The sequence below is a fragment of the Neobacillus drentensis genome (assembly GCF_036966985.1).
GTDB classification, from domain to species: domain Bacteria; phylum Bacillota; class Bacilli; order Bacillales; family Cytobacillaceae; genus Neobacillus; species Neobacillus drentensis_E.
Genome location: NZ_JBALSN010000159.1, coordinates 1 through 25,725 on the forward strand (window position 1 = coordinate 1; position 25,725 = coordinate 25,725).

18 protein-coding genes are annotated in these 25,725 nt (G+C 39.7%); all 18 read left to right on the forward strand.

The window, feature by feature from the left end:
• Window positions 1–499: sugar phosphate isomerase/epimerase family protein (locus tag V7659_RS10925; RefSeq protein WP_335540056.1), on the forward strand; the 499-nt coding region annotated here is incomplete at its 5' end.
• A 57-nt stretch (window positions 500–556) separates the two neighbouring features.
• Window positions 557–1,534, forward strand: a complete 978-nt coding sequence (locus V7659_RS10930) for a Gfo/Idh/MocA family protein (protein WP_335453575.1) — start codon at window positions 557–559, stop codon at window positions 1,532–1,534.
• A gap of 87 nt (window positions 1,535–1,621) precedes the next feature.
• Window positions 1,622–2,230, forward strand: coding sequence for a YesL family protein (locus tag V7659_RS10935; RefSeq protein ID WP_335540057.1), 609 nt, complete (start codon window positions 1,622–1,624; stop codon window positions 2,228–2,230).
• Window positions 2,231–2,498: 268 nt separating this feature from the next.
• Window positions 2,499–3,836: an ABC transporter substrate-binding protein gene (locus V7659_RS10940; RefSeq protein WP_335540058.1), complete on the forward strand. Its 1,338-nt coding sequence runs from the start codon at window positions 2,499–2,501 to the stop codon at window positions 3,834–3,836.
• Between the two features lie 81 nt (window positions 3,837–3,917).
• Window positions 3,918–4,880 (forward strand): carbohydrate ABC transporter permease, encoded by a 963-nt coding sequence (locus tag V7659_RS10945; RefSeq protein ID WP_335540059.1) that lies wholly within the window; start codon window positions 3,918–3,920, stop codon window positions 4,878–4,880.
• Window positions 4,877–5,752, forward strand: coding sequence for a carbohydrate ABC transporter permease (locus V7659_RS10950; protein WP_335540060.1), 876 nt, complete (start codon window positions 4,877–4,879; stop codon window positions 5,750–5,752). The genes V7659_RS10945 and V7659_RS10950 overlap by 4 nt, the downstream gene beginning before the upstream one ends.
• Window positions 5,753–5,790: 38 nt before the next feature.
• A complete protein-coding gene (locus V7659_RS10955; protein WP_335540061.1) occupies window positions 5,791–7,293 on the forward strand; it encodes an FGGY-family carbohydrate kinase in 1,503 nt (500 codons plus the stop codon).
• Window positions 7,294–7,343: 50 nt separating this feature from the next.
• Window positions 7,344–8,267: a class II fructose-bisphosphate aldolase gene (locus V7659_RS10960; RefSeq protein ID WP_335540062.1), complete on the forward strand. Its 924-nt coding sequence runs from the start codon at window positions 7,344–7,346 to the stop codon at window positions 8,265–8,267.
• A 41-nt stretch (window positions 8,268–8,308) separates the two neighbouring features.
• Complete coding sequence (locus V7659_RS10965; RefSeq protein ID WP_335540063.1) at window positions 8,309–9,682, forward strand: protein O-GlcNAcase; 1,374 nt, start codon at window positions 8,309–8,311, stop codon at window positions 9,680–9,682.
• A gap of 27 nt (window positions 9,683–9,709) precedes the next feature.
• Window positions 9,710–11,533, forward strand: a complete 1,824-nt coding sequence (locus tag V7659_RS10970) for an MBL fold metallo-hydrolase (protein WP_335540064.1) — start codon at window positions 9,710–9,712, stop codon at window positions 11,531–11,533.
• Window positions 11,533–14,004, forward strand: coding sequence for an alpha-mannosidase (locus V7659_RS10975; RefSeq protein ID WP_335540065.1), 2,472 nt, complete (start codon window positions 11,533–11,535; stop codon window positions 14,002–14,004). The genes V7659_RS10970 and V7659_RS10975 overlap by 1 nt, the downstream gene beginning before the upstream one ends.
• A gap of 35 nt (window positions 14,005–14,039) precedes the next feature.
• Complete coding sequence (locus V7659_RS10980; protein WP_335540066.1) at window positions 14,040–14,837, forward strand: DeoR/GlpR family DNA-binding transcription regulator; 798 nt, start codon at window positions 14,040–14,042, stop codon at window positions 14,835–14,837.
• Window positions 14,838–14,859: 22 nt separating this feature from the next.
• Window positions 14,860–15,879, forward strand: coding sequence for a Gfo/Idh/MocA family protein (locus V7659_RS10985; protein WP_335540067.1), 1,020 nt, complete (start codon window positions 14,860–14,862; stop codon window positions 15,877–15,879).
• Window positions 15,880–15,893: 14 nt separating this feature from the next.
• Entirely contained in the window at window positions 15,894–16,955 is a 1,062-nt protein-coding gene (locus tag V7659_RS10990; protein WP_335540068.1) for a Gfo/Idh/MocA family protein, read from the forward strand.
• A gap of 204 nt (window positions 16,956–17,159) precedes the next feature.
• A complete protein-coding gene (locus V7659_RS10995; protein WP_335540069.1) occupies window positions 17,160–18,947 on the forward strand; it encodes a glycoside hydrolase family 2 protein in 1,788 nt (595 codons plus the stop codon).
• 4 nt (window positions 18,948–18,951) lie between these two features.
• On the forward strand, window positions 18,952–21,528 hold the full coding sequence (locus V7659_RS11000; protein ID WP_335540070.1) for a glycoside hydrolase family 2 protein: 2,577 nt from the start codon (window positions 18,952–18,954) through the stop codon (window positions 21,526–21,528).
• Window positions 21,529–21,540: 12 nt separating this feature from the next.
• A complete protein-coding gene (locus tag V7659_RS11005) occupies window positions 21,541–24,687 on the forward strand; it encodes an alpha-mannosidase (protein WP_335540071.1) in 3,147 nt (1,048 codons plus the stop codon).
• A gap of 78 nt (window positions 24,688–24,765) precedes the next feature.
• A partial coding sequence (locus V7659_RS11010; RefSeq protein WP_335540072.1) for an alpha-glucosidase/alpha-galactosidase occupies window positions 24,766–25,725 on the forward strand: 960 nt, incomplete at its 3' end.

Here is a 25,725-nt window from a genome sequence, read left to right on the forward strand (position 1 = left end):
ATATCCAAGATGGACCCGTCTTTGTTTTGAAACAGCCAAAATGCTTGGAATTGAGTTAATTACTAGCGGAATTACCAAAGAATCAGCTCCCGTTATTTATAGCCTTTGTAATGAATATGGAATGAAGGTTGGCGTTGAGAACCACCCAGAAAAGCACCCAGATGAGATAAAGGCTGCCATAGGGGATTATGGCGACTTACTTGGTACGACCGTTGATACAGGCTGGTATGGGACACAGGGCTTTTCAGCAGCCGAAGCAATTTGGCAATTAAAGGATTATTTACTTAATGTTCATCTTAAAGATGTCAGGGAAATAGGGGAGCATAATCCCGTAGCGCTCGGAACAGGAATTGCTGGTATTGCTGAGTCTGTACAAGCCCTTAAAGAAATCGGCTATGATCGGACAGTATCAATCGAACATGAAGCAGGAAAACATGATCCAACTGAAGACTGTGCGAAAGCTCTTGTATGGGTGAAGCGTGTATTTAATGAAGGCTAGTCCTATTTCTTAAATGTTGAACAATAATACTAAATATCAATGAGGAGGCATTCAATAATGGTACGAATTGCAGTGGTTGGCACGGGCTGGCAAGGCCAGGGGCATTTAAGCACGATGAAGAATATGCCGGAGATTGAAGTGGTTGGTGTATGTGAATTAAATGAAGAAACCCTATTAAAAGCTGCGACTAAATTTGCTGTAAAGGGATTTACCAGTTATGTCGACATGCTCGAAGAAAGCAAACCAGACGGAGTAGTGATCAGTACCCCGCCAGAGGTCCGGGAATTTCTTGTTCGTGAAGCAGCGTTGCGGGGGATCCACTGTTTTATTGAAAAGCCGCCTGCGAAAAGCCTGGAAATGGCCCGAAAGGTGGAAGATATATTAGCGCGAACCGGTGTCATTAATAGTGTTGGATTTATGTACAGGTACAGCCCTGCTGTTGCCTATTTAAAAGAGCTGATTAAAGGCAGAAGAATTGCCTTGGTTCGCAGTGCCATGCTTGATGGGTTAGCTCTTCGTCCGAACTGGCCGCGCTGGTTCTTTAATAAAGAAATATCGGGAGGTCCTGTATTCGACCAGGCAATTCATATTTTTGATCTGTCGCGCTACCTGCTTGGAGAAGTAGAGCGGGTAACAGGTTATCAAGGTAATCTTGTAGTGCAGAAAAGCGGGGACTTTACTGTTGAGGATAGTTTTAATCTGTCAATGAAATATCAGAATGGGATCTTGCAAAATCATACCCATACATGGTCCTACCCAGATGTCTTTACGCAAATTGAACTCATATCCGATCAACTTCACTTAACACTTGACCTTGTTAACGGAAGTGTAACAGGAAAGGTGGATGGGGAAACTATTGCCTTTCAAACGGAAGAAAATGCACTTTACCAGCTTGAGTTAGCGGCGTTTGCAAAGGCAATTGCTGAAAAGAATCCTGAATTGGTACTGTCAACGTATAAAGATAGTATTCAATCTCTTTCCGTTGCCCTAAAAGCTATGGATGCCCTTGAAACTACTACAAATATAATTAGATAGATAGCTGAGTATGACCAGGAGTGCCATACTATTTAGGGGCATCCATGGCATCCATTATGATTAAGTCATTTTAAGGAGAGCGTTATTATGAGGAGAGCACTGATGTTTATAATGGAATGGCTGTGGAGACTATTATATCTAAATGCAATTTGGCTATTATTTTCACTGCCCATAATTACGATTATTCCAGCTACAGCGGCAATGTTTGCAGTAATGGACAAATTGGTGAAGGAAGATCAAGACGAGCCTGACTTTAAGGTCTTTTTCCGTGAGTTTAAAAGGTTATTTCTGAAAAGCTATCCGCTTGGACTGTCCATTGTAATTATTGGCGGGTTGCTAGTTTTGGATCTATTCATACTAAGAAATGCGATGTCTGGTATTTCTGAGATTATTCGGGTTGCGCTATTAGCAGTAAGCCTGCTATTTCTAATTGCCATATCATATAGTTTTCCTGTTTTTCTGCGTTACGAATTTCCGTGGTTAAAAACTCTATTTTTTTCTTTTATGCTTGGAGTTCGTAAACCCTTCATCACTCTATTAATGTTATGTGGCTTTTTGTTGATTTTATTATTGGTTTTGTTTGTTACAGGAATTGGTATATTACTGTTTATGAGTTTAATTGCTTTAATCAGTACCGTTTCTGCGCATTATATCATTAACACCTTGCCTAAATTAAGTTCAGAAGGGGTAGCATAACAAGCTCCTCCCCTTTGTGTACACCTTTCGTAATATATTAAAATTAAATTGATAGAATATTCAAAAGTGGTTGACATGTAAGCGTATTCATATAATAATAGTGATAAGTCCACAAAACCTCACATAATAAGTAATCAATACCACAAAATGAGTCATAATATCATAGATTTATATGTAAAAACATAGGAAGGAGATTAAGAATACAAAATATTATATTAATAGTTTGTGAGGTTGTGACCGTTTATAAAATATTCTAGGGGGAAATTGAATGAAAACAGTAAGAAAAACATTAATGACGCTGTTAATTCTAGCAATGAGCTTCTCTTTAATTCTCACTGGTTGTTCAAGTAAAGAAACAGGTGCCAATAACGAAAGTGGTAAATCTAAGAACGGCGAAAAGGTTGTTATCGATTTTTGGACTTTTTGGGGATCTGAGATCCGCCGTCCAATCATTGAAAAAATTATTGATGATTTCAATAAATCTCAGGATAGAATTGAAGTAAAACATACATATCTGCCATTTGGGGATATTTGGACGAAAAACTTAGCTTCAATCGCTGCCGGAAATCCAGCAGACTTAATCATTAATGACATTAACGCAGTTGGAACTCGTGCGAAAAACAATCAAATTACGAATCTTGAAAAATATTTGAAGAAGGACCCAGAAGTGAAGGACCGCTTCTTCCCAGAATTGTATAATGCAACTCAGTACAAAGGGGAAACGTACGCATTGCCATTCAACACAGATACACGTCTCTTATTCTGGAATAAAGACATGTTTAAAGAAGCTGGCCTTGATCCTAATACACCACCAAAGACATGGGCAGAGTTAGAAGAAATGGGTAAAAAGCTAGATGTGAAAAAAGGTAATAAATTCGAAAGAATCGGCTATCTTCCAAACTATGGAATTGAATCAGATGTCTGGATGATCAATGCAGATGGTAAGGGATACTGGGATTTTGATGCAAATAAACCGGTTATCAATGATGAAACAAACGTAAAAGCTTTAACATGGATGAAAAAGTATTATGACTATTACGGTGATAAAACGATTAATAGCTTTAAGGCGGAATTTGGAGAGCAAACGGCAGATCCATTTGTTGCTGGTAAATTAGCAATGACTACTGATAATGCAAATTTCTTCACGAAACTAAGAGATTATGGTGAAGGAGTAAACTTCGGCGTGGCTCCACTACCTGAAATGGAGCCAGGTACCGGCAATTCAAGCTGGGGCGGTGGGTTTGTAGCTGAAATTCCTAAAGGAGCAAAACATCCTGATGCAGCATGGGAATTCCTTAAGTATTTAACGGATGTTCAAGCACAAGAATACTGGGCTGTGAAAAACTTTGATATTGTTGCAAACAAAGAAGCAGCAGAAAAAGCTTCTGCTAGTGCGGATTTTACAGAAGACGGCAAGTTGGTGTATTCGCAAGCAAATGAGAACATGAAACAAACCTTGTTAACGCCAACACCAATTGAAGCACCTGACTATGTCAATTTAATTAAACCTGAGCTTGAGTTGGTTCTATTAGGGAAAAAGTCACCGAAACAAGGATTAGATGCCGCACAAAAGGCAGTTGAAGAGTTAGTTAAAAGTAACAAATAAAAATAGTAAATTGTAAATTGTTCAGGGAGTGACTTCATTTCGCTCCCTGATTGTTTAACCTTGAAAGAAGGGATGAACGAGATGGAAAGAATGATTTCTGGCAAACCAGTAGTTACAAAAAAATTAAAAAAATCGAAAATAAAAGCCTCGTTACAGCGAAAAGAAGGATTGCAAGGATACCTTTTTATTGCACCATGGATCATTGGGTTTCTGTTTTTCATGGCTGGACCACTGTTATTTTCCCTCTATGGCAGCTTTACCAATTTCAACATTACTTCGACAATGGATTTTATCGGCATTGATAACTTCAAAAAAATGTTTACTAATGACCCAATCATTTGGCTCTCACTGCGAAACACGCTTTATTTTGTTGTCGTTTCTGTGCCATTAACAACGGCTGGGGCTGTCATACTTGCAGTTCTATTAAATCAGGGAATACGTGGAATGCGAGTATTTCGAACAATTTATTACTTACCGGCTGTTCTTTCCGGTGTAGGCGTCTATTTACTTTGGATGCAGCTTTTAAGCCCATCATCAGGATTGGTAAATACTTTGCTGAGCTTTATAGGAATTGATGGTCCTGCTTGGCTGACAGATCCTTCTTGGACAAAGAACGCCTTAATTTTTATGAAAATGTGGAGTGTCGGTGGCGGTATGCTTTTGTACCTAGCAAGCCTTCAAGGTGTATCACCGTCTTTGTATGAAGCAGCTGAGATTGATGGCGCAAGTTCGTTTCGAAAGTTTTTTCATATTACTTTGCCAATGATTACCCCAGTCATCTTTTTTGATCTTGTTACAAGTACAATCGGAGCCTTCCAGATTTTTCAGGAAGCTTACGTAATGAGTAAGAATGGAGAAGGTGGACCAGCCAATTCATTGGTATTCTTCAATTTACATATGTGGAATAAGGCCTTTAAGGTTTTTGATATGGGCTACGCGATGGCTATGTCCTGGGTTTTATTCATCATCATCCTTGTGTTAACAGTAATCAACCTAAAGCTTGCCCCACGCTGGGTACATTATGAAGGGGAGGATCGGAAATGAGTGTAAAAGCCCAAAAACAGAATAATTATTTTGAAAGTGTAAAGTTCAAGAAAAAAATGGGCCAATCCATTGTACTGATCGTACTCATTGCTGGAAGCCTGTTAATTCTATCTCCAATCTGGTGGATGATCGCCACTTCTTTGAAGGATATGAAAGAAATTATGACCTACCCCCCAACCTTTATTCCAAAGGAATGGCATTGGGAAAACTATTTAACCACTCTAGAAAAAGGTCCATTTTTGAAATACACCATGAACACGCTTTTTATAACCTCTCTCGTTGTACTGGGGAATGTTTTCGCTAACTCGTTTATCGCATACGGATTTGCGAAGATCCAGTTTAAAGGGAGAAATGTTTTGTTTGGGATCGTCCTAGCAACAATGATGATTCCTGGATTCGTTACATTAATCCCTCAATATGTTTTATATGCAAAATTGGGCTGGTTGAACACGTATTTACCGTTAATCCTTCCTGCGTTCTTTGGAAGTGCCTTTTTCATCTTCTTACTACGTCAATTCTTTTTAACAATACCAAATGAATTAATTGAAGCAGCCAAAATAGATGGCGCTAACCATTTAATTATCTGGTGGAAAATTTTTGTTCCACTCTCAAAACCAGCTATAGCAACTGTCGCGATTTTATCTTTTAATGGTGCATGGAACGATTTTCTTGGTCCTCTGTTATTCATAAATGATGAGTCTCTGTTTACGCTGCAATTAGGATTGCAAGTATTTAAAGGCCAAAATGACACCCAATGGAACTTTTTGATGGCTGGATCAATTATGGTTTTATTACCGGTTATCATGCTATTCTTCTTCTTCCAACGCTATTTTATCGAAGGAATGAATTTAACAGCCGGTTCTAAAGGATAAAAGTGTACAAGGAAATAATGGAAGGAATTGTTTGATCAATGGGATTACTTGGTATTGATATTGGGACAACTCATTGCAAGGCAGGTTTTTTTAAGGAAGATGGGTCAGTCATTAAAATAGCTGTTCGTCCAACCAATACACATTTTAACCAACAAGGTGAACCGTTTTTTTCTCCCGAAGAGATATGGGGAAATATAGCGAGTTGCTTAAAGGAAATTTTACTCGGGAGTGAGGAAAAGGTTTCGGCAATCGGAATTACGAGTATGGCTGAAACTGGTCTTCTGCTGGACAGGAGAACAGGAAGGCCAAGAACCAATTTCATTCCATGGTTCAGCCGTTGTGCAGAAACCGAAGCAGAGGAAATATCGAATGAGGATAAACCCTTTGATCGCTTTCAAAAAACAGGACTTCATAACAGCTACAAGTATGGGCTTGCAAAAATATTGCAATTGAAAAAGCAGGACAAAAATTTATTGGAAGAGGCAGTCTGGCTGTCAGCGTCCGATTATATTGCATACAGACTTACCGGGAATTTTGCTACTGATTTTTCTTTGGCTGCAAGAACATATGCGTTTCGAATTGATCAACTAACATGGGACCAACCGTGGATAAAGCATTTTGGCTTACCAGAACGATTGTTTCCAGAAGCAATGCCGAGCGGAAACCAAATGGGTGTGACCCAAACAAAAGTGCTTGACGGACTAGGACTTTCACCAGGAATTCCTGTGGCAATTGCAGGTCATGACCATCTCGTTGCTGCGCTTGCTGTTGGTGCGATTAACCCAGGAATCGTGTTCGATTCAATCGGAACAGCCGAGACAATGGTAGGTGCGTTTGAAAAGAAGCAGCTTACTGAAATGGAATACACTTCAGGTATGACTTTTGGCTGTCATATTGTTCGGGACCGCTTCTTTTGGATGGGAGGGATTTCAGCCTCTGGAGGTTCAATTGAATGGTTCAGGGAACATTTTTCTAATCAGAAAATGTCCTATGAAGAAATTATGAATCTATCCGCTAGTGTAAAAGCGGGTCCATCACGTATTTTATATTATCCATACCTATCCGGGAGTGGCTCACCCCAGCCAGACCCATTCGCTAGAGGAGCTTTCATTGGTCTCAAGTCATCTCATCAACGTAAAGATCTTTTGAAAGCAATGATGGAAGGAACAGCGTATGAACTGGAATCCATTCGCAGATCAGCTGAAAGAATATCTGGACATCAAATCAACCGAATGATTTCAGTTGGTGGGGGGACGAAAAACGAATATTGGCTGCAAATTAAAGCAGACATTACCAACTGCCATTTAACCATTCCAAAAATTAATGAAGCAACGCTGCTCGGTGCTGCAATAACTGCAGGAATTGGAACTGGAGTTTATAAGAGCGAAGAAGATGCACTTTCAGCAGTTCATTTTATGCACTCCAAGGAAATAACACCAAATCAGAAAATCCATCAGGAATATAAATGCTTGTACGACGAAGGCTATATGGGGCTTCAGGAACATTTACGGAACTTTTATCGCAGTTTCCCATCGTCCTAACAAATAAATGAAAAAGTAATAATATAATAAGTTAATTAAAGGAGCTCGTGATGATGACCAATCAAACCGAATTAATCAATGTATTGACGCTAAAAGAGGCCCTTGAGGAAGCAGAAAAAAAGGGCTATGCAATAGGCTCGTTCTCCCCAAGGTATACTCCCATGATTCGCCCTGTTTTACGTGCGGGTGAAAAGACAAAATCACCGTTGATTGTCCAAATTTCACAAAAGGAATTGGAACGGTATGGCATTACCCCGTTCGAATTTGCAGAGGAATTTTACAAAGCAGTCGCAGAGGAGAAAATTACAGTTCCTGTCGTTCTACACCTTGACCATACAAAGCAAATCTCTGTGCTTGAGGACGCGATTGAGGCTGGGTTTACTTCTGTTATGATTGATGCTTCGGAGCATGAGTTAGCCGAAAATATATCCATCAGTAAAAAGGTTGTGGACTATGCCCATGCAAAAGGTGTTTCTGTTGAAGCAGAGTTAGGAAAAATCGGGACAACGGATTTTGTGGAAACTGATAAGGATGAGGAACTTTATACAGATCCAGCTGAAGCCTTGCAGTTTGTAAATGAAACCGGTTGTGATGCATTGGCCGTTTCATGCGGAACAGCCCATGGTGTTTATCTTGTTAGACAGCCAAAGGTGGATATTGACCGATTAATGGCAATCCGAAAGTTAACTCCGGTTCATTTAGTTCTTCATGGTGGATCAGGTGTTCCAGCAAAGATGATTAATGAAGCCACTAAGCTTCCTAATGGCGGTGTCAGTAAGGTTAATATTGCAACAGACTTGGAGATTGCCCTATTAAAATCCCTTGGAAAAGAAGAACGGATGACAAACGAGGAATGCAAAGCCCTTTCGAAGGAGCAATTAGAAATTGCACAAAACGCAGTTGAGGCAACAGTAATCGAAAAAATCGAGAACTTTCTTGGGAGTGCTCAACAGGCGGAAAGCTTACAGGTTTAATTAAAGGAGAAAATAAACTACTTATAAAAGGGAGGTATTAGATGACAGACTCATCCTATTTTCCAGTAAGAGGGGTCATTGAAGGTTTTTATGGTTTATTTTATACTGCTCCCGAACGGAATAATTTAATCTCTTTTATTGCAGATCATGGCTTTAATCAATACATTTACGGACCTAAAAATGACCGCCAGCATCGTGCCCGCTGGCGGGAGCCTTATCCAGATTTCATTATGGAACAGTTTGCAGAAACAGTGGCACATTCTTTGCATCGAGGAGTAGAATTCTGCTACTCACTTGGATCTGGTGTTTCAATCAATTATGCATCCGAAGAAGATTTCCATTTGATTACCTCCAAGTTTAAAGCGTTTTATGATATTGGAGTCAGACATTTTATGATTATGCTCGATGACATTTCTGCCGAATTTCATAATCAAGAAGAACAGCTAATGTTTAACAGTTATGCTGGGGCACATGTTCATATCGCAAATAGATTACTTTATTGGTTAAAATCGCTTGATAAATCATGCAAATTATCACTTTGTCCTACTGATTATCACGGCAGACCTCCATTTAGTGACTATATTCATGAACTAGGAAAAGGATTAGACCAAGAGATTGATATCTTTTATACCGGACCAGAAATTTGTTCTGAAACTATTTCGGAACTGGATACCGCTGATTTTGCCGCAGCAGTCCAAAGAAAACCGATTATATGGGATAACTATCCGGTAAATGATTTAGCAATGACAAGTGAGATGCATATCGGTCCGATTACCGGACGTGAATCCAGCCTCCCAAACGTGTGTAAAGGGTTTATAGTCAATACGATGAGCCAGGCGGAGGCCTCAAAAATAGCTTTACTAACCTTCGCCGACTATTTCAATAACCCAAAGTGCTATGAGCCATGGATATCATGGGAGAAAGCATTGAAAACGGTCGCTGGAGAGGAAAACTACGAAGCTATCAAACTTTTTGGTGAGAATTCTTTATATTCTTGCCTAGCTTATCCGGAAGCTGCACCATTGGACCAGTTAACGAAAAAGGCCCTTTCTAGCCTTCGCACAGGTGAAGCCGCATCCACAAGCAAGGACGTCCAAAAGCTGTTTGATTACCTGGATTTACTTGATGAAGCGGGATACCATCTTAAATACAGAATGTCTAATTATGCCTTACGTAATAATCTTGTCCAATGGATTGAACTGATGGAAAGCTGGGCTTGGGCAGGGAGAAGGGCGATTGCGGTTTTAAGGGCTTTGGAAAACAACGAGGATATTGCTGCTCCACTCAATTGGCTGAAGGAGTCGGCCGGTGAAATACGGAAACATCCTAAGAGATATGCAGGAAGCATACTACTCCCATTAATTGAGTATGTTGAGTCGAAAGTGGAGAAGAAAAAAAGCAATATCTTTAATTGAGGATAATAATGGGAGTTGTATTTAGAAATGAGAAAAATCTCAACCAATCTTTTCTTATTTGAAGATACTTGTAATGTCTACGTCATCAAGACCGGAGTAACTGCGGTCTTAATCGACTTTGGAGATGGGAATGTTCTCCAACATTTATCCTCGATTGGGGTTGAAAAAGTAACAGATATTTTTATGACCCATCATCACCGGGACCAGGGCCAAGGGCTGCCGATTGCTGTTCAAGAAGGAATTCGTATTTGGGTGCCTCATACTGAACAAGACTTATTTCATCAAATCGATGAACATTGGAAGGCTCGGGCAATCGCAAACAACTACAATATGCGGCAGGACCGCTTTTCTCTTCTTCAATCTGTACCTGTTCAGGGAACGTTAAAAGATTATTCCTCACATGTTATTAACGGGAGATCTTTTACGATCATTCCTACTCCAGGCCATACCGTTGGTTCGATTACTATCATTGCAGAAATTGACGATAAGATGACAGCATTTTCAGGTGATTTAATTTATGGGCCAGGCAAGGTTTGGTCCTTGTCTGCTACACAATGGACGTACAATGGTGGAGAGGGTATTGCGTTAAGTGTTCTTTCCCTTTTGGATTTAAAAGACCGAAATCCTGATTTGCTTTTGCCCTCGCATGGGCAAATAATGGAGTCCCCTACAAATGCAATCGACCTCCTAATTGGGCGCCTTGTTAATTTAATGACTCAAAGAAATCATAACCCAAGGTTACTCAAATTAAGGGAAAACCCCTATGAAGAAATTACACCGCATTTGTTATTTAACAAAACGAGCATGTCCAATGCATATGTCGTCCTTTCTGAAACCGGCAAAGCCCTGTTTATTGACTTTGGTTACGATTTTATAGGAGGGATCGCAGCTGGAAGTGACAGAGCTTCAAGGAGACCTTGGTTATACACTCTGTCGAAGTTAAAAGAACAGTATGGGGTGAAAAAAATAGATGTTGTCATCCCAACACATTATCATGATGACCATGTGGCTGGACTAAATTTATTGAGGGATATAGAAGGAACGGAAATTTGGTGCCCTGAAAACTTTTTCAATGTCCTCGAAGATCCCCAAAAGTATAACTTGCCATGTTTGTGGTACGATCCAATCCCTGTGAATCGACAGCTGCCGTTAAAACAAAAAATTAAGTGGGAAGAGTACGAATTCACTCTTTATGAGCAGCCAGGTCATACTTTATATGCGGCTGCAATTGAATTTATCGTCGATGAAAAACGTGTTCTTGCGATCGGAGATCAGTATCAAGAGGACGACGGACAATTCAATTATGTGTATCAAAACCAATTTAGAATTTGGGATTACATCGATAGTGCAAAGCTCTATAGAGAATTAAAACCAGATCTTCTAATTTCCGGGCATTGGGAACCAGTAGTTGTTACTGAGGAATTTCTTCAGCTAATTAAAGAAAAAGGGAAGGTGCTTGAACAACTCCATCGAGACCTTTTGCCATTAGATGAGCTGGACTTAGGGGCTGAAGGCTTTGGGGCCAAGATCCACCCATACCAGACGATGGTTCAGTCAGGAGATACTTTTTCGGTAACGGTCGAAATAAAGAATCCTTTTCATGAAGAAAAAGAGGTATTTGCAAAGATGATCACGCCAACCAACTGGCAGGTCTATAATGCTGAATTCAAAGCGAATTTAACAAGCATGGAAACAATACAATTTACGGCATCCATGACGGTTCCTCTAGGAACTAAAAGTTATAGAGAACGAATTGCCGTTGATCTTACCGTAGGGGAACATCATTTTGGGCAGCATGCTGAAGGACTTGTAACGATTAGTAAGCAGCCTGCTTTAGGAGGGGACCAATAATGACTGAAAAAACGATTGCTACAAAAGAAAAAAAATTGCCGAAAACAAAAGAAAAAACTTTGCATATGATTGGAAATGCTCACCTCGATCCAGTTTGGCTCTGGCAATGGCAGGAAGGGTTTCAGGAAACAAAAGCAACATTTCGTTCTGCGCTTGACAGAATGAAGGAGTATCCCGAATTCGTGTTTACAAATAGTTCTGCCGCTAACTATGAATGGATTGAAAACAATGAACCGGAAATGTTTGAAGAAATCAAACAGCGCATTAAAGAAGGCCGTTGGGAAATTGTCGGCGGCTGGTGGGTCCAGCCTGATTGCAATATACCAAGCGGAGAATCCTTTGTCCGCCAGGGATTGTATGGACAGCGTTATTTCGAAGAGAAATTTGGGGTGACGGCAAAGGTAGGCTATAACGTGGACAGCTTTGGACATCATGGGATGCTTCCGCAAATCTTAAAGAAGAGCGGCATGGATTATTATATTTTCATGCGCCCGAGTCCCCAGGAAAAAGGACTTCCAGGAAGATTATTCTGGTGGGAATCAGATGATGGGTCTCGTGTTTTATCCTACCGTATTCCTTTTGAATATTGCACATGGGGCAAGGAACTAAAGAAACATATACGCCGAAATGCGGATGAATTAAAAGCACCATTTAATGATTTAATGACCTTTTACGGCGTAGGCAACCATGGCGGAGGACCGACGAAGGAAAATATCGAAAGCATTAAACAATTAAATGAAGACCCATCATATCCGAAGCTTGTATTCAGCACACCTAATAAATTTTTTGATGAGCTGATGAAAAAGAATCTTCCGTTCCCGGTAGTACATGATGACCTGCAGCACCATGCCAGTGGATGTTACTCTGTTCATTCAGGAATAAAGAAATGGAACCGTGAAGCAGAAAATGCACTGATAAAAGCGGAAAAGTTTTCATCGCTGGCAAACTGGCTTACAGGTCAAAAATATCCGGCTTCTGAATTTGGAATGGCATGGAAAAATGTCTTGTTTAATCAATTCCATGACATTTTAGCAGGAACTAGTTTAGAGGCGGCCTATGATGATGCACGAGATATGCATGGGGAAGCGATGTCGATAGCCAAAAGAGGAGTAAACTACGCGATTCAATCGTTATCGTGGCGAATTAATATTGAAGAAGAAGTAGGTATGAAACCTATTGTGATCTTTAATCCTCATTCATGGAACAGCAAGGTGAATATTGAACAAGAAGTAGGCGGATTAAATTCAGGCGATATTTTAGTAGATGAAGAGGGAAATCAAATTGCGATGCAGACGGTGCAATCACAGGCAACAGCGGGAGGACGTTCCCGGGTTAGTTTCATTGCCGATCTACCTTCCATGGGATATAGGGTTTATAAAATTGTCCGCCGTAATGCTGTTAAAGAATTCACATCGCTGCCAGCAAGTGAAACAGTCATGGAAAATGATCATTTCAGGGTTGAGATCGATTCACAAACCGGCTTTGTTACGAGTTTATTTGATAAGCAAAAGAACCTCGAAATAATAAGCGGACCGGCAGCAAGACCAGTCGTCATCCAAGATAAGAGTGATACCTGGTCCCACAATGTCCTTCGTTTTAATGAAGAAGCGGGTGCATTCAAAGCAACAAGTGTAAAGTTAGTGGAACAGGGACCAGTAAAATCTGTGATTCGCGTGGTCAGCGAATATGGGAAATCTACTTTCGTCCAAGACTTTACTATGTACCAGGAGCTTGACCAGATTGATGTTCATTGCTCATTAAACTGGCAGGAACAATTTAAAGCTCTAAAACTAAAGTTTCCAGTCAATCTAATTTTTAGAAAATCCACCTATGAAATCCCGTATGGACATATTGTTAGAGAGGGGAATGGGGAAGAAGAACCAGGCCAAAATTGGATTGATACCTCTGGAACCCATCCTTCAACAGGGGAAAGTTACGGATTAAGCCTATTAAATGATGGAAAATACAGCTTTGATATACATAACAAGGAAATGAGCATGACCGTTCTGCGCAGCCCAATTTATGCACATCATGATCCGATCGTTCCAGAGGAGAACGGATCCTATTCATTTATTGATCAGGGAATACAAAGATTCACATACTCCCTTCTGCCTCATCCAGGAAATTGGGAAACAGCCGGTACGGTAAAACGTGCGACTGAATTAAACCAAAAACCGATTACGATCATTGAAAGTTATCACAAAGGAGCACTTCCACAGAAAGATTCCTTTTTGTCTGTTGATGTGGATAATGTCATTGTAAGTGTCATCAAGCAAGCGGAAGACAATGATGACCTCATTGTGCGGGCCTATGAAACAACCAATGAAGCAGCTGTTGCCGTCATTAGTCTTCATAAGTGGAACCGAACGATAACAACGGAGTTTAAGCCATCAGAAATAAAGACGTTCCGTATTCCAAAAGATCAATCCAAATCAATTGTTGAAAACAATTTACTGGAATGGGAAGATTAAGAAAAAGCTTATTTGAGCAAGAAGGGGTATATCAAATGATTGTGGCAGAGCGCCGGAAGGTTATTAAAGAGCTATTAATAAAAAATAAAAGTGTAAAAGTTTCTGATCTTGTCGATTTATTGCATGTATCAGAGGAAACGATCAGACGGGACCTCACCCAGCTTGGAAAAGAAGGAATTGCCGAGAAAAACTATGGTGGAGCCATCCTAATTGAAGAAGAGAAAAATCATTCCATCATTCCTCCAGTAAATAAACGAAAACTGCAATATTCAATTGAAAAGGATTTAATTGGAAAAGCAGCAGCCCAATTGATAAAGGAAGGGCAAATTGTCATTTTTGATGCAGGCTCAACCAACTGGTACGTGGGAAAAAACTTGCCAGAGAATAGTCATTTAACGATTATTACCAACGCAATAGATGTTGCAGAAGAATGCAGCAAGGATGAAACCGCCTCTATCTACTTATTAGGCGGGAAACTAAGACGGAATTCCATGAGTCTCGTAGGACCGCAGGCAGAAATTGAATTACAAAATTACAATGCGGATTATGTGTTCTTGGGAACATCAGGGATTTCACTGCGTCAGGGTTTTACAAGTTCTGATTTATATGAAGCAGAAATCAAGCGTGCAATGGTTTCTTCTGGACAAAAGATTGTAGTAGTAGCTGACCATAGCAAACTTCAAAAGGCGGGCTTAACCTCTTTTTGTCATTTTGATGAGACAGATATATTTATTACAAGTGAACTCGCCGATAAAGAAATTCTTAAGGAAATTGAAAAACGAGGCGTTGAAGTAATCGTTGTACCAGTGTCAGAAGAGATCAATGAAATATAAAGGCTAAAAGTGAGGAGATCCAATGGTTAATGTTGCTTTGTTAAGTAAATGGCATGTTCATGCAGACGATTACGCACGGCAAGCAAATCAAAATGAACACATTCAAATTAAAGTAGTCTGGGATGAAAATGTTGAACGCGGTCAAGAGTGGGCGAAAAAACTTGCTGTACCCTTTGAAAAAGACTTAAAGAACGTATTAACTAACCCTGAGATTGATGCTGTCATAGTGGATACACCGACCAACCTTCATAAAGAAATTATTATGCTTGCAGCTAATAATAGAAAGCATATTTTTACTGAAAAGGTTCTCGCTTTCACAGTACAGGATTGTGAGGAAATTTATGAAGCAGTGAGTAAGAGTCAGGTAAAGCTGATGGTTTCATTACCTCGGCTCACTGAAAAGTATTATCTATACGCCGAGCAAGTCTTAAATGAAGGTCTATTAGGGAACTTAACATCTATTCGTTGCCGGCTTGCACATAATGGTGCGGTTCCTTTAGCGGGAAATCCAAACGGATGGCTTCCGAAGCACTTTTTTAATAAAGAGGAGTGCGGTGGAGGTGCATTTATTGACCTTGGTGCCCATCCGATTTATCTAACAAATCGTCTGGCAGGGCCAGTGAAAGCTGTGACGGCTCGTTTACAGTCACAATCAGAGGATGAAGTTGATGTTAATTCTGTGGCAATCATAGAGTACGAAAATGGTGCTTTAGGAATCATTGAAACAGGGTTTCTTTCTAGTGGAAGTCCATTCCAGTTAGAATTGTATGGAACAGAAGGAGCATTATTAATAGAAGATGATAAGATCCGCTTAAAATCTAAACTACTCGGTGAGGGGTGGTATACACCTGATGCTCTGCCAAGCGCAATGCCCCTGCCAATGGAACAATGGATAACCTCTATTATTGAAGGCGAAATTCCAACGATTACAGAAAATGATGTGCAAGGATTAACGTTAGTCAATCAATCTGCAATCCTATCACAAATTGAAGGTCGAAGAGTAGCAACGTCTGAAATATTGACTGTAAAACACTGTGGATAATATATGGGGGAAAAATGATGAGAAAATTAAGAGTGGGCATTATTGGCGCTGGCGGTATTGCCACAGGTGCACATATTCCAAACTATTTAAAATGTGGGGAAAAGGTAGAGATTGTTGCAATATGTGATGTTGTGAAAGAAATGGCTGACAAGGCAGCATTAGAATTCAATATTCCTCATGTTTTTTCAGGCTATGAAGAAATGTTCCAAAGTATTCAAATAGATGCGGTGAGTATTTGTACACCAAATAAATACCATTATCCTGCAACAATGGCTGCGTTATCTAAAGGGTGTCACGTTTTATGCGAGAAACCGCCAGCAATGACCGCAAAAGAAGCAGAGGAAATGGCAATTGCCGCCGAAAAGGCAGGAAAAATCTTAACCTATGGATTCCATTTCCGTCATGCCCCGCAGGTAGAAGTGTTAAAGCGCTTTATTGATGGCGGCGAACTTGGGGATATTTATGCTGCACGTGTGACAGCAATGAGACGGCGGGGAATTCCAGGCTGGGGAGTGTTTACAAATAAAGAACTTCAGGGCGGGGGCCCATTAATTGATATCGGGGTACACATGTTGGATACTGCTTTATATTTGATGGGGTATCCTGAACCAGATACAGTGTTTGGTGTGACATACCAGAAGCTTGGTAACAAAAAAGGTGTAGGTCTCATGGGAAAATGGGATTGGGAAAACTTCTCAGTTGAAGATATGGCACGTGGTATGATCACTTTTAAAAATGGGGCGTCGATTCTATTAGAAACTGCTTTTGCCGCCAATGTGGAAAAGCATGATGTGATGAATGTTTCCTTAATGGGGGATCAAGGGGGAGCAGATGTTTTTCCACTGAAAATCTATCAAGAAAAGTATGATACGTTAATAGATATATCCCCTTATCATTTGCCAAAGAAAGGCTGGCACGAACTCCAGCTTGAGAGATTTGTAGATTCGTGTTTAGAAGGAACAACTCCTTTAAGTACCGGTATACAAGGCGTTTACCTTCAAAAAATCATAAATGGGCTTTATGTGTCGGCAGAAAAGGGCGAGGCAATTAAACTAAGTGAAAATTTAACAGTATAAGTGGTCTATCCAATAAAAAGTAGCGGTTAAATAACTTTAACCGCTACTTTTTAAAAAGGTTGAGTATAGGTGTACAGCTATTTTCTGTATAGAAGATGTAGTAATAATTTTTGGGAACGTTCCCGAAAATTCAATTTGAACTCTCTCTTAACAATTCAGCAAATAAAGTTAATCCTTAAACTTTCTAGCGGAGGCTCGGGTAAAATGACAAAAATAATTCCTCGTTCGGAATATCCAAGACCAGATTTCAAGCGAGACGAATGGCTAAATCTTAACGGACAATGGAACTTTGATTTTGATGATAAAAATACTGGTTTAAGAGAAGCATGGTATGTTAATCACAATTTTTCACAAAAAATTACAGTTCCATATGCCTTTCAAACGAAGTTAAGTGGTATTGAAATCAAAAAATTCCATGACGTTGTTTGGTATGAAAGGGGCTTTACCATTCCGGAATCATGGCAAGAGAAAAAGATCCATCTACATTTTGGAGCGGTTGATTACCGAGCAACAGTCTGGGTTAACGGAAGATTTGTTCGGGCCCACGAGGGTGGACATACCTCCTTTTATGCCGACATAACGGATGCGCTAATAAATGGGGAAAATAGGGTAGTAGTCAGGGCAGAGGATATCTCCACTGATTTGGAACAGCCGCGTGGAAAACAATATTGGGAAGTGGAATCTGGCGGGATCTTCTACACAAGAACTACAGGCATCTGGCAGACTATTTGGCTTGAGCCGGTAAGTCCCACCTTCCTTGAAAAAGTAAAGTTAACACCAAATATTGATACCGGTGAAATATCGATAGAGTATATCGTTCAAAATAGAACGGGCAAACAAGAACTCGAACTAGAAATTTCTTATGATGGACAATCGATTGCTAATAAAACAGTCCCAGTCCATCCTGTTCAGCGGAAAAATAAGTACAGTGTACTACTAAAAGATTTTGCAAATGGCGAAGGAAATCTGTGGAGTCCAGAAACTCCAAACCTTTATCAAGTGAAATTCTGTCTTAAAGAAGATGGTGTCATTTTAGATAAAGTGCACAGCTATTTTGGAATGAGAAAAATATCTATACATGATGGGAAAATTGAGCTCAACAATAAGCCATATTATATGAAACTAATACTTGATCAGGGGTATTATCCGGAAGGCCTGTTGACAGCACCAACAGATGAAGATTTAAGAAGAGACATCGAGTTAACGAAGGAAATGGGCTTTAATGGGATCAGGAAGCATCAAAAGGTCGAAGAACCGCGGTACTTATACTGGGCAGATCAGCTAGGGCTGTTGGTGTGGGGAGAAATGGCGAATAGTCATACCTTTACAGATAAGTCAATACAACGGATGACATCGGAATGGCAAGAGGCCATTGAACGGGATTATAACCATCCATCGATTGTCGCTTGGGTGCCGCTGAATGAGAGCTGGGGAGTGCCGCGATTAAAACGGGATCCACGCCAGGCCAATCATTTAGTCAGCATGTATTATCTAACAAAATCAATCGATTCCTCCCGTTTAGTGATTTCAAATGATGGCTGGGAGCATACGATTTCAGATATCCTGACGATTCATGACTATGCGGGTGAAAAGGGTGTTCTTAAGGAACGGTATTCAACGCTGGAGAATGTCCTAAAGTTCAATCCAGCCGATCGGTCTTTATTTGTAAAGGATTTTCACTATCATAATGAACCGATTATGGTTTCTGAGTTTGGTGGAATCGCCTATAAGAAAAGTGAATGGCAGGGCTGGGGCTATACCTCTGCATCGAATAATGATGATTTTATTGAACGATACTATAAAGTTGTTTCTAGTTTGCTAGAGTCACCACTGGTACAAGGATTCTGTTATACCCAAATAACAGATGTTGAGCAAGAAATTAATGGTCTATTAACCTATGATCGTAAGCCTAAGGTTGACCTCAATATTATTCGGGAAATTAACGAGGGGAAAAAGCTAACCTTTGCTGAAAAAGAATCAAGGAGGGAATAACCAAATGGAAATTTCACTTTCAAAGGGTCCATGGTTTTTGAAAGGATATTGGCCATGGGTCCCGTTAAAAGATAAAAGTATGGAAACGGGAAAAAAGTTAATTGGAACAACAGATTGGATTCCAGCAACGGTGCCTGGAGGAGTCCACTATGACTTGTACCGTGCAGGTCTCATTGAACATCCTTATTATGAACTGAACAGTTTAAAGTGTGAATGGATTGAAAATCGTTGGTGGATGTATAAAACCACGTTTAAAAAGCCAAAAGAAACAGGGGAAATATATGAACTTGTTTTTAAGGGCATAGACTACGAAGCTCTTTTTTATTTAAATGGAACTTTTTTAGGTGAACATAAAGGAATGTTTCATCCGGCCAAATTTGATATTACATCCTACATATCCGAATGTGAGCATTTTGAGCTGCTTGTGGTGTTTAAACATCCCCCTGACGAAATCGGGCAGATTGGAAGAACTTCAGATACATTTACTCAAAAAAGTCGATTTAATTATAAGTGGGACTTTTCAACACGGCTGGTCAATATTGGTTTTTGGGACGATATTAACTTAGTCATTCATCAAAAGGCAATGATTGGTGATGTCTCGCTCGTAACGGATGTTATGGATGGGCTAGGGGTGATAAATCTTTCAGCCGAGATTGAATATAACAAATCTGACCTCTCTCGATTATTTCTAGAGGTGATTGGTTACGATCCGAAAGGTGATCAAGCCTTCAAAAAAGAAGTCGCATTACAAATAAGCGAGAGACGAAGTGATCACCAATTCACCATCGTTGACCCGAAAATTTGGTTTCCTAACGGACATGGAGAACAGCCGCTATATACGATTGTGATACGGATTAAGGATGAACGTACCATTTTTAATCAAAAGCAATATCAAGTGGGTATTCGCCAACTATCCTTCGTCAAGAACGATAATAGTCCAAAAGATGCTTTGCCATATACAGTGGTTATTAACGGTAAGAGAATTTATATAAAAGGGTTTAATATTACCCCGTTAGATCATCTTTATGGAAATGTAACAAGCGAGCATTATGAGTTCTTAATCAAAAAGGTGAAAAGAGCCAATGGAAACATGGTTCGTGTCTGGGGCGGAGGAATTATTGAGAGAGAAGTATTCTACGACCTATGTGACAAACACGGCATAATGGTTTGGCAGGAATTTATCCAATCCAGTTCTGGTATTGATAATATCCCATCAAAACGTCCGGAATTTGTAGATTTATTAAAAAGGACAGCAATTACTGCCTTAAAAGAAAAGCGAAATCATGTTTCCTTAACCGTATGGAGCGGTGGAAACGAGCTGATGGATGAATCGTTTAAACCATCAACGTTTGAAGATAAAAATATTGCTCTCTTAAAAAAACTTGTTGAGACATATGATCCAGCACGATTATTCTTACCCACTTCAGCATCGGGACCCGTCGAATTTGTAACCAAAGAAAAGGGCATTAGTCACGATATCCACGGACACTGGCAATATGCTGGGAACCCTGCCCATTATGAACTATACGGGGAGTCAGATTCGTTGTTTCATAGTGAATTTGGTACGGATGGGGTTAGTTCCCTTAAAAGTTTAAGAAAATTTTTGAGTGAGGAAAACCTTTATCCAACCACCATGTCCGACCATATCGTGTGGCGTCACCATGGTGAATGGTGGGGAACATACAACCGGGATCAAGACATTTTCGGTCCCATTCATGATATTTCTCTATTTGTTGATTGCAGTCAATGGATGCAAGCAGAGGGACTGCGATACATTTTAGAAGCAAATCGAAGAAGAGAGTTTCAAAATAGCGGCAGTTTAATATGGCAGTTAAATGAACCATGGCCAAATGCTTCTTGCACGAATGTGGTCGATTATTATGGGGAAGAAAAAATGGCCTATCATTGGGCGCGGAAATCCTTTGCCCCTCTTCATGTTTCGCTAGATTACAGGAACCTACATTATAAAATAGGTGAAACATTTAAGGCCCCTGTTTTTATTCATGGAAATGGTGATTGTAAATCCGTAATAGTTAATATGCAAATATTGACATCAACGGGGAAATTGTTAAAGGAGGAAACCTTAACAATCGAAATGAAGCCTTTCATCGCATTCAAGGCGACCGATATAGAGTTTATTGTTGCTAAAGAACATGGAGAATTATTTTTCATTCGCTTACAACTACTCGATCATAATGAGGTTTTCCATGAAAATGTCTATACGTTTTCAACAAAGGAAGAACCTATTTATTCCCCTGCCTTAACATTAACCCATTCTAGGTTAACAATTGAGCCAACTAATCAATGGAAAAAGGATGGCTCAGAATGGAGTAGAGTTTATTGTGTCACTAATGCTGGAGAAGAGGTAGCCCTTCATATTCATCCAATGGAAGTAACAAATGGCTTTTGGATGGAATCGGATGATAGTTTTGTCACATTATTTCCAAGAGAATCAAAAAACTTTACCATTCATTGTGCTCTAAAAAAAGCAGGCGGATTCTTAAAAGAAGATCAAATAGAAAGTAAAAAGCCAATTATTCGATTTAATCAATTTGCACAAGGACTAAAAGCTACTTACTAAGGAGTGTTTAAGTTGTATTTTACAATTGAAAAAATTGAGAAATATTTAGGAGAATTGAAGGGTTATATTTATAAAGCAACCAAAACAATCCCGGCATTTCAATATAAAGAATGGGAATTTGGAGAAGAGGATAAATATGCGTACAAACCAGATTTTGATGACCGAAACTGGGGAAATTTCCAGATTGGAGATTCCTGGGGCGGCTATGATAAGTCTGCTTGGTTTCGAACAACAATTTCCATACCTGAAGAATGGAAGAATGAAAGAATAGTCATCCACTTATTAGTCGGACCTCGTGACGGCGGCGGGTCAACTGCGGAGTCATTATTATATGTGAATGGCACTCCATTACAAGGAATTGATATATGGCATGAAGAAGCATGGCTGCCGCCAGAGTATCTGCAAACCAATCAAATTCAAATTGCTATAAAAGCATGGAGTGGAGTGTTAAATCCACCTGAACGCCGAAGATTTAAAACAGCAAGGCTGGCCTGTGTTGATGTAGCGACGGAAAAATACTATTATTTAGCGCACACTCTCGTAAATACGGTAAAGGTTTTGGATGAACATGACTTAAGAAGAACAAAGATGCTTCAATTATTAAATGGATCGATTTTAAAGGTGGATTTCTTAAAGCCTGGCACTGATGTCTTCTATCAATCTATCAAGGAAGCATATGAATTTCTGAAATCAAAGGTTGATCAATTAGGTGAAATGGATGAATTAAAGCCCTTAGTCACAGCACTTGGCCATTCGCATATTGACATGGCATGGTTATGGCGTTTAGTCCATTCCCGTGAAAAAGCATCGCGGACTTTTTCAACAGTATTACATTTAATGCGTCAATATCCAAATTATAGATACATCCATACATCTCCGCAATTATACAAATATTTAAAAGAAGATTACCCTGAAATCTTTGGGAAAGTAAAAGAAAAAATAGCTTCTGGAGAATGGGAAATTACGGGTGGTATGTGGATCGAGCCTGACACAAATGTGCCGAATGGAGAATCCTTAATTCGTCAAATCCAGTTTGGGAAACGGTTTATGAAAGAAGAGTTTGGTGTCGATACAAGGGTTGTTTGGCTTCCAGATGTCTTTGGCTACTCATGGGCATTACCACAAATCATGAAAAAGAGTGGAATCGATAGTTTCATGACTACAAAAATTAGTTGGAGTCAATATAATCGATTCCCTTTTGATACGTTCAATTGGCGAGGCATTGATGGAACCGAAATGTTCACTCATTTTATTACCACTCCTGAAGAGGGGGCAAAGCAGTATACGTATAATGGCATGGTCGAACCAGCCAGCGTGAAAGGAATTTGGGATGCCTATCAGCAAAAAGAAGTAAATGATGAACTACTACTAGCCTTTGGCTGGGGTGATGGCGGAGGCGGACCAACAAAAGATATGATCGAGGCAGCCGAGGCCATGAAAAACCTGCCAGGTCTACCAAAAGTCCAAATGGATAAAGCAGAACCATATTTTGAAAGGTTAAGAGAACGTGTAAAGGATCAATCATTACCAGTTTGGGATGGAGAATTATATTTAGAGTATCACCGGGGGACCTATACATCTCAAGCATCATTAAAACGGGCTAACCGAAAGGCTGAGTTTACCTATCACAATGGGGAATGGTTAAGTGTGCTTGCTGATCAATTAACGAATCAGGTAAATTATCCACATGCAGCTTTAAATGAGGGCTGGGAGATGTTGCTTCTTAATCAATTCCATGACATATTGCCGGGTTCATCAATTCGTCAAGTGAATGAGGATGCACGACGGGATTATGCTCTAGTCCAAAATATTGGCGAAAAGGTACTAAATGAAGCAAAAAGTTCAATTGAACAAAACATCCAAATGGAACAGGACGGCATAATCGTTTACAACTCTCTTTCTTATCAGCGTGATGGGTTCATCGAATTGCCAGTGTCATCAATCTTTACGGAGACAACCACCATTGTTGATGAAGAAGGAAATGCATTCCCTGCACAAGTAATCCAAGAAGAGAATACCCATAAGGTGTTAATTCAAGCTGAAAAGGTACCAGCACTAGGATATAAAACCTTTAAATTAAGCAAGAGTTCCATTTCACAGTCAGGATTTGTGCTGAAAAAAGATTATATTGAAAATGATTTTTATCAGATTCGATTCAATGAAAGAGGGCAGATTACTTCGTTGTTTGATAAGCGCTGTGCAAGAGAGGTTCTTGCTGAAGGGGCAAGGGGGAACGTTTTACAAACATTTGAAGATAAACCAATGAATTTTGATGCTTGGGATATTGATCTTTATTACCAAGAAAAAATGCGTGAGATTGATTATTTGGCAACAGTTGAGGTGCATGAAGAAGGTCCCGTTCGCGGAAGCCTAAAATTCACTTGGAAATTCTATGATTCTATCATTACACAATATATAAGCGTATATAAGAATTCACCAAGAATTGATTTCCGTACAGTGGTGGATTGGCAGGAAAAGCAGACCTTATTAAAAGTAGCGTTTCCGGTTAATATTCGCTCAACAAAAGCAACCTATGATATCCAGTTTGGGAATATTGAACGTCCAACCCATTGGAATACAAGCTGGGATCATGCCAGGTTTGAAGTGGTGGGACATAAATGGGTGGATATATCCGAAGGGAACTTCGGGGTGAGTTTAATAAATGACTGTAAATACGGTCACGATGTCAAAGACAATGTTTTACGCTTAACTTTAATCAAATCTGCGATTAACCCTGATGAGACAGCGGACCGAGGCATTCATGAATTTACGTATAGCTTAGTGCCGCATAAAGGGGATTGGCGCGAAGGAGATATTGTGAAAGAAGCGTACAATTTAAATGTTCCATTATTAGCAGGTGAACTTAAAGCAAATCGGAATGGGAGCATACCGGCAACAATTCAATTGGCAGAAATTGATAACGATCATGTTCTCCTAGAAACGGTCAAAAAAGCAGAGGATGATGAAGCAATCATTGTCCGTTTTTATGAATATAAGCAATTTAGAAATACAACCAATGTTACATTTGCAAAACCAATTAAAAAAGCGGTGGAATGCAACTTGATTGAAGAAGGAGAAAAGGAAGCTGATTATCAGAATCAGACTCTTTCATTCTCCGTTTCACCTTATGAAATTAAGACATTTAAAGTCTGGTTCTAACAATAAGTAGAATCGCAAACACCATAAAATACTTTTATGGTGTTTGCTACTAGAAGAAATAAGGGAGGCAATCGGTTTATGTTGAAAATTGCAATGATTGGAGCTGGCAGTATTGGTTTCACACGAAGATTGATGATGGATATTCTAGCGGTAAAAGAATTTCAGGATACAGAATTTCATTTTATGGATATTAACAAAGAAAACCTCGAAATGGTAACAAACTTGTGTCAACAGATGATTCAATTGAACAAACTGCCAGCAAAGATTATCGCAACCACCGATCGTAAAGAAGCATTAAAAGGTGTTGATTATGTTTTTTGTACCGTCCGTGTAGGTGGGTTGGAAGCATTTAAACATGATATAGATATTCCTTTGAAGTATGGGGTAAACCAGTGTGTAGGGGATACCTTAGGACCAGGCGGAGTCTTTTTTGCTTTACGTACGATACCAGTGTTACTAGACCTAGCAAATGATATGCGTGAAGTTTGTCCTAACGCCCTTCTATTTAACTACTCAAACCCAATGGCAATGAATACTTGGGCTTTGAGGCGTGCCGGGGGAATTCGGGTTGTAGGACTATGCCATGGAGTACAAGGTGGGCATCGCCAAATTGCTAACGCCTTGGGATTGCCAAAGGAAGAAGTTGATTTTGTATGTGCTGGAATTAACCACCAAACCTGGTATATAGAAGTGAAACATAAAGGCAAGGATATGCTGCCTTATATGCTAGAAGCTTTTGAAAAACATCCTCAATTATCAAAAACAGAACCATGCCGCATAGATGTGCTGAAACGGTTCGGCTATTACTCGACAGAATCAAATGGACATTTAAGTGAGTATTTACCTTGGTATCGAAAGCGAAAAAATGAACTAGACCGTTGGATTTATTCAGAGGATTGGATTGGTGGATTAACAGCAGGCTATCTTGACCAATGTATGAAAAAGACAGATGAATATCGGATCATGTATCCAAAATGGTTAAGTGGAGAATTGGAGTATATCCAACTCGGTAATCGGTCAGAAGAGCATGGTTCCTAT

Excerpts from the sequence above, each read along its gene's own strand:
- V7659_RS10930 (WP_335453575.1), top strand. The coding sequence starts at position 557 with ATGGTACGAATTGCAGTGGTTGGCACGGGCTGGCAAGGCCAGGGGCAT.
- V7659_RS10935 (WP_335540057.1), top strand. The coding sequence starts at position 1,622 with ATGAGGAGAGCACTGATGTTTATAATGGAATGGCTGTGGAGACTATTA.
- V7659_RS10940 (WP_335540058.1), top strand. The coding sequence starts at position 2,499 with ATGAAAACAGTAAGAAAAACATTAATGACGCTGTTAATTCTAGCAATG.
- V7659_RS10945 (WP_335540059.1), top strand. The coding sequence starts at position 3,918 with ATGGAAAGAATGATTTCTGGCAAACCAGTAGTTACAAAAAAATTAAAA.
- V7659_RS10950 (WP_335540060.1), top strand. The coding sequence starts at position 4,877 with ATGAGTGTAAAAGCCCAAAAACAGAATAATTATTTTGAAAGTGTAAAG.
- V7659_RS10955 (WP_335540061.1), top strand. The coding sequence starts at position 5,791 with ATGGGATTACTTGGTATTGATATTGGGACAACTCATTGCAAGGCAGGT.
- V7659_RS10960 (WP_335540062.1), top strand. The coding sequence starts at position 7,344 with ATGATGACCAATCAAACCGAATTAATCAATGTATTGACGCTAAAAGAG.
- V7659_RS10965 (WP_335540063.1), top strand. The coding sequence starts at position 8,309 with ATGACAGACTCATCCTATTTTCCAGTAAGAGGGGTCATTGAAGGTTTT.
- V7659_RS10970 (WP_335540064.1), top strand. The coding sequence starts at position 9,710 with ATGAGAAAAATCTCAACCAATCTTTTCTTATTTGAAGATACTTGTAAT.
- V7659_RS10975 (WP_335540065.1), top strand. The coding sequence starts at position 11,533 with ATGACTGAAAAAACGATTGCTACAAAAGAAAAAAAATTGCCGAAAACA.
- V7659_RS10980 (WP_335540066.1), top strand. The coding sequence starts at position 14,040 with ATGATTGTGGCAGAGCGCCGGAAGGTTATTAAAGAGCTATTAATAAAA.
- V7659_RS10985 (WP_335540067.1), top strand. The coding sequence starts at position 14,860 with ATGGTTAATGTTGCTTTGTTAAGTAAATGGCATGTTCATGCAGACGAT.
- V7659_RS10990 (WP_335540068.1), top strand. The coding sequence starts at position 15,894 with ATGATGAGAAAATTAAGAGTGGGCATTATTGGCGCTGGCGGTATTGCC.
- V7659_RS10995 (WP_335540069.1), top strand. The coding sequence starts at position 17,160 with ATGACAAAAATAATTCCTCGTTCGGAATATCCAAGACCAGATTTCAAG.
- V7659_RS11000 (WP_335540070.1), top strand. The coding sequence starts at position 18,952 with ATGGAAATTTCACTTTCAAAGGGTCCATGGTTTTTGAAAGGATATTGG.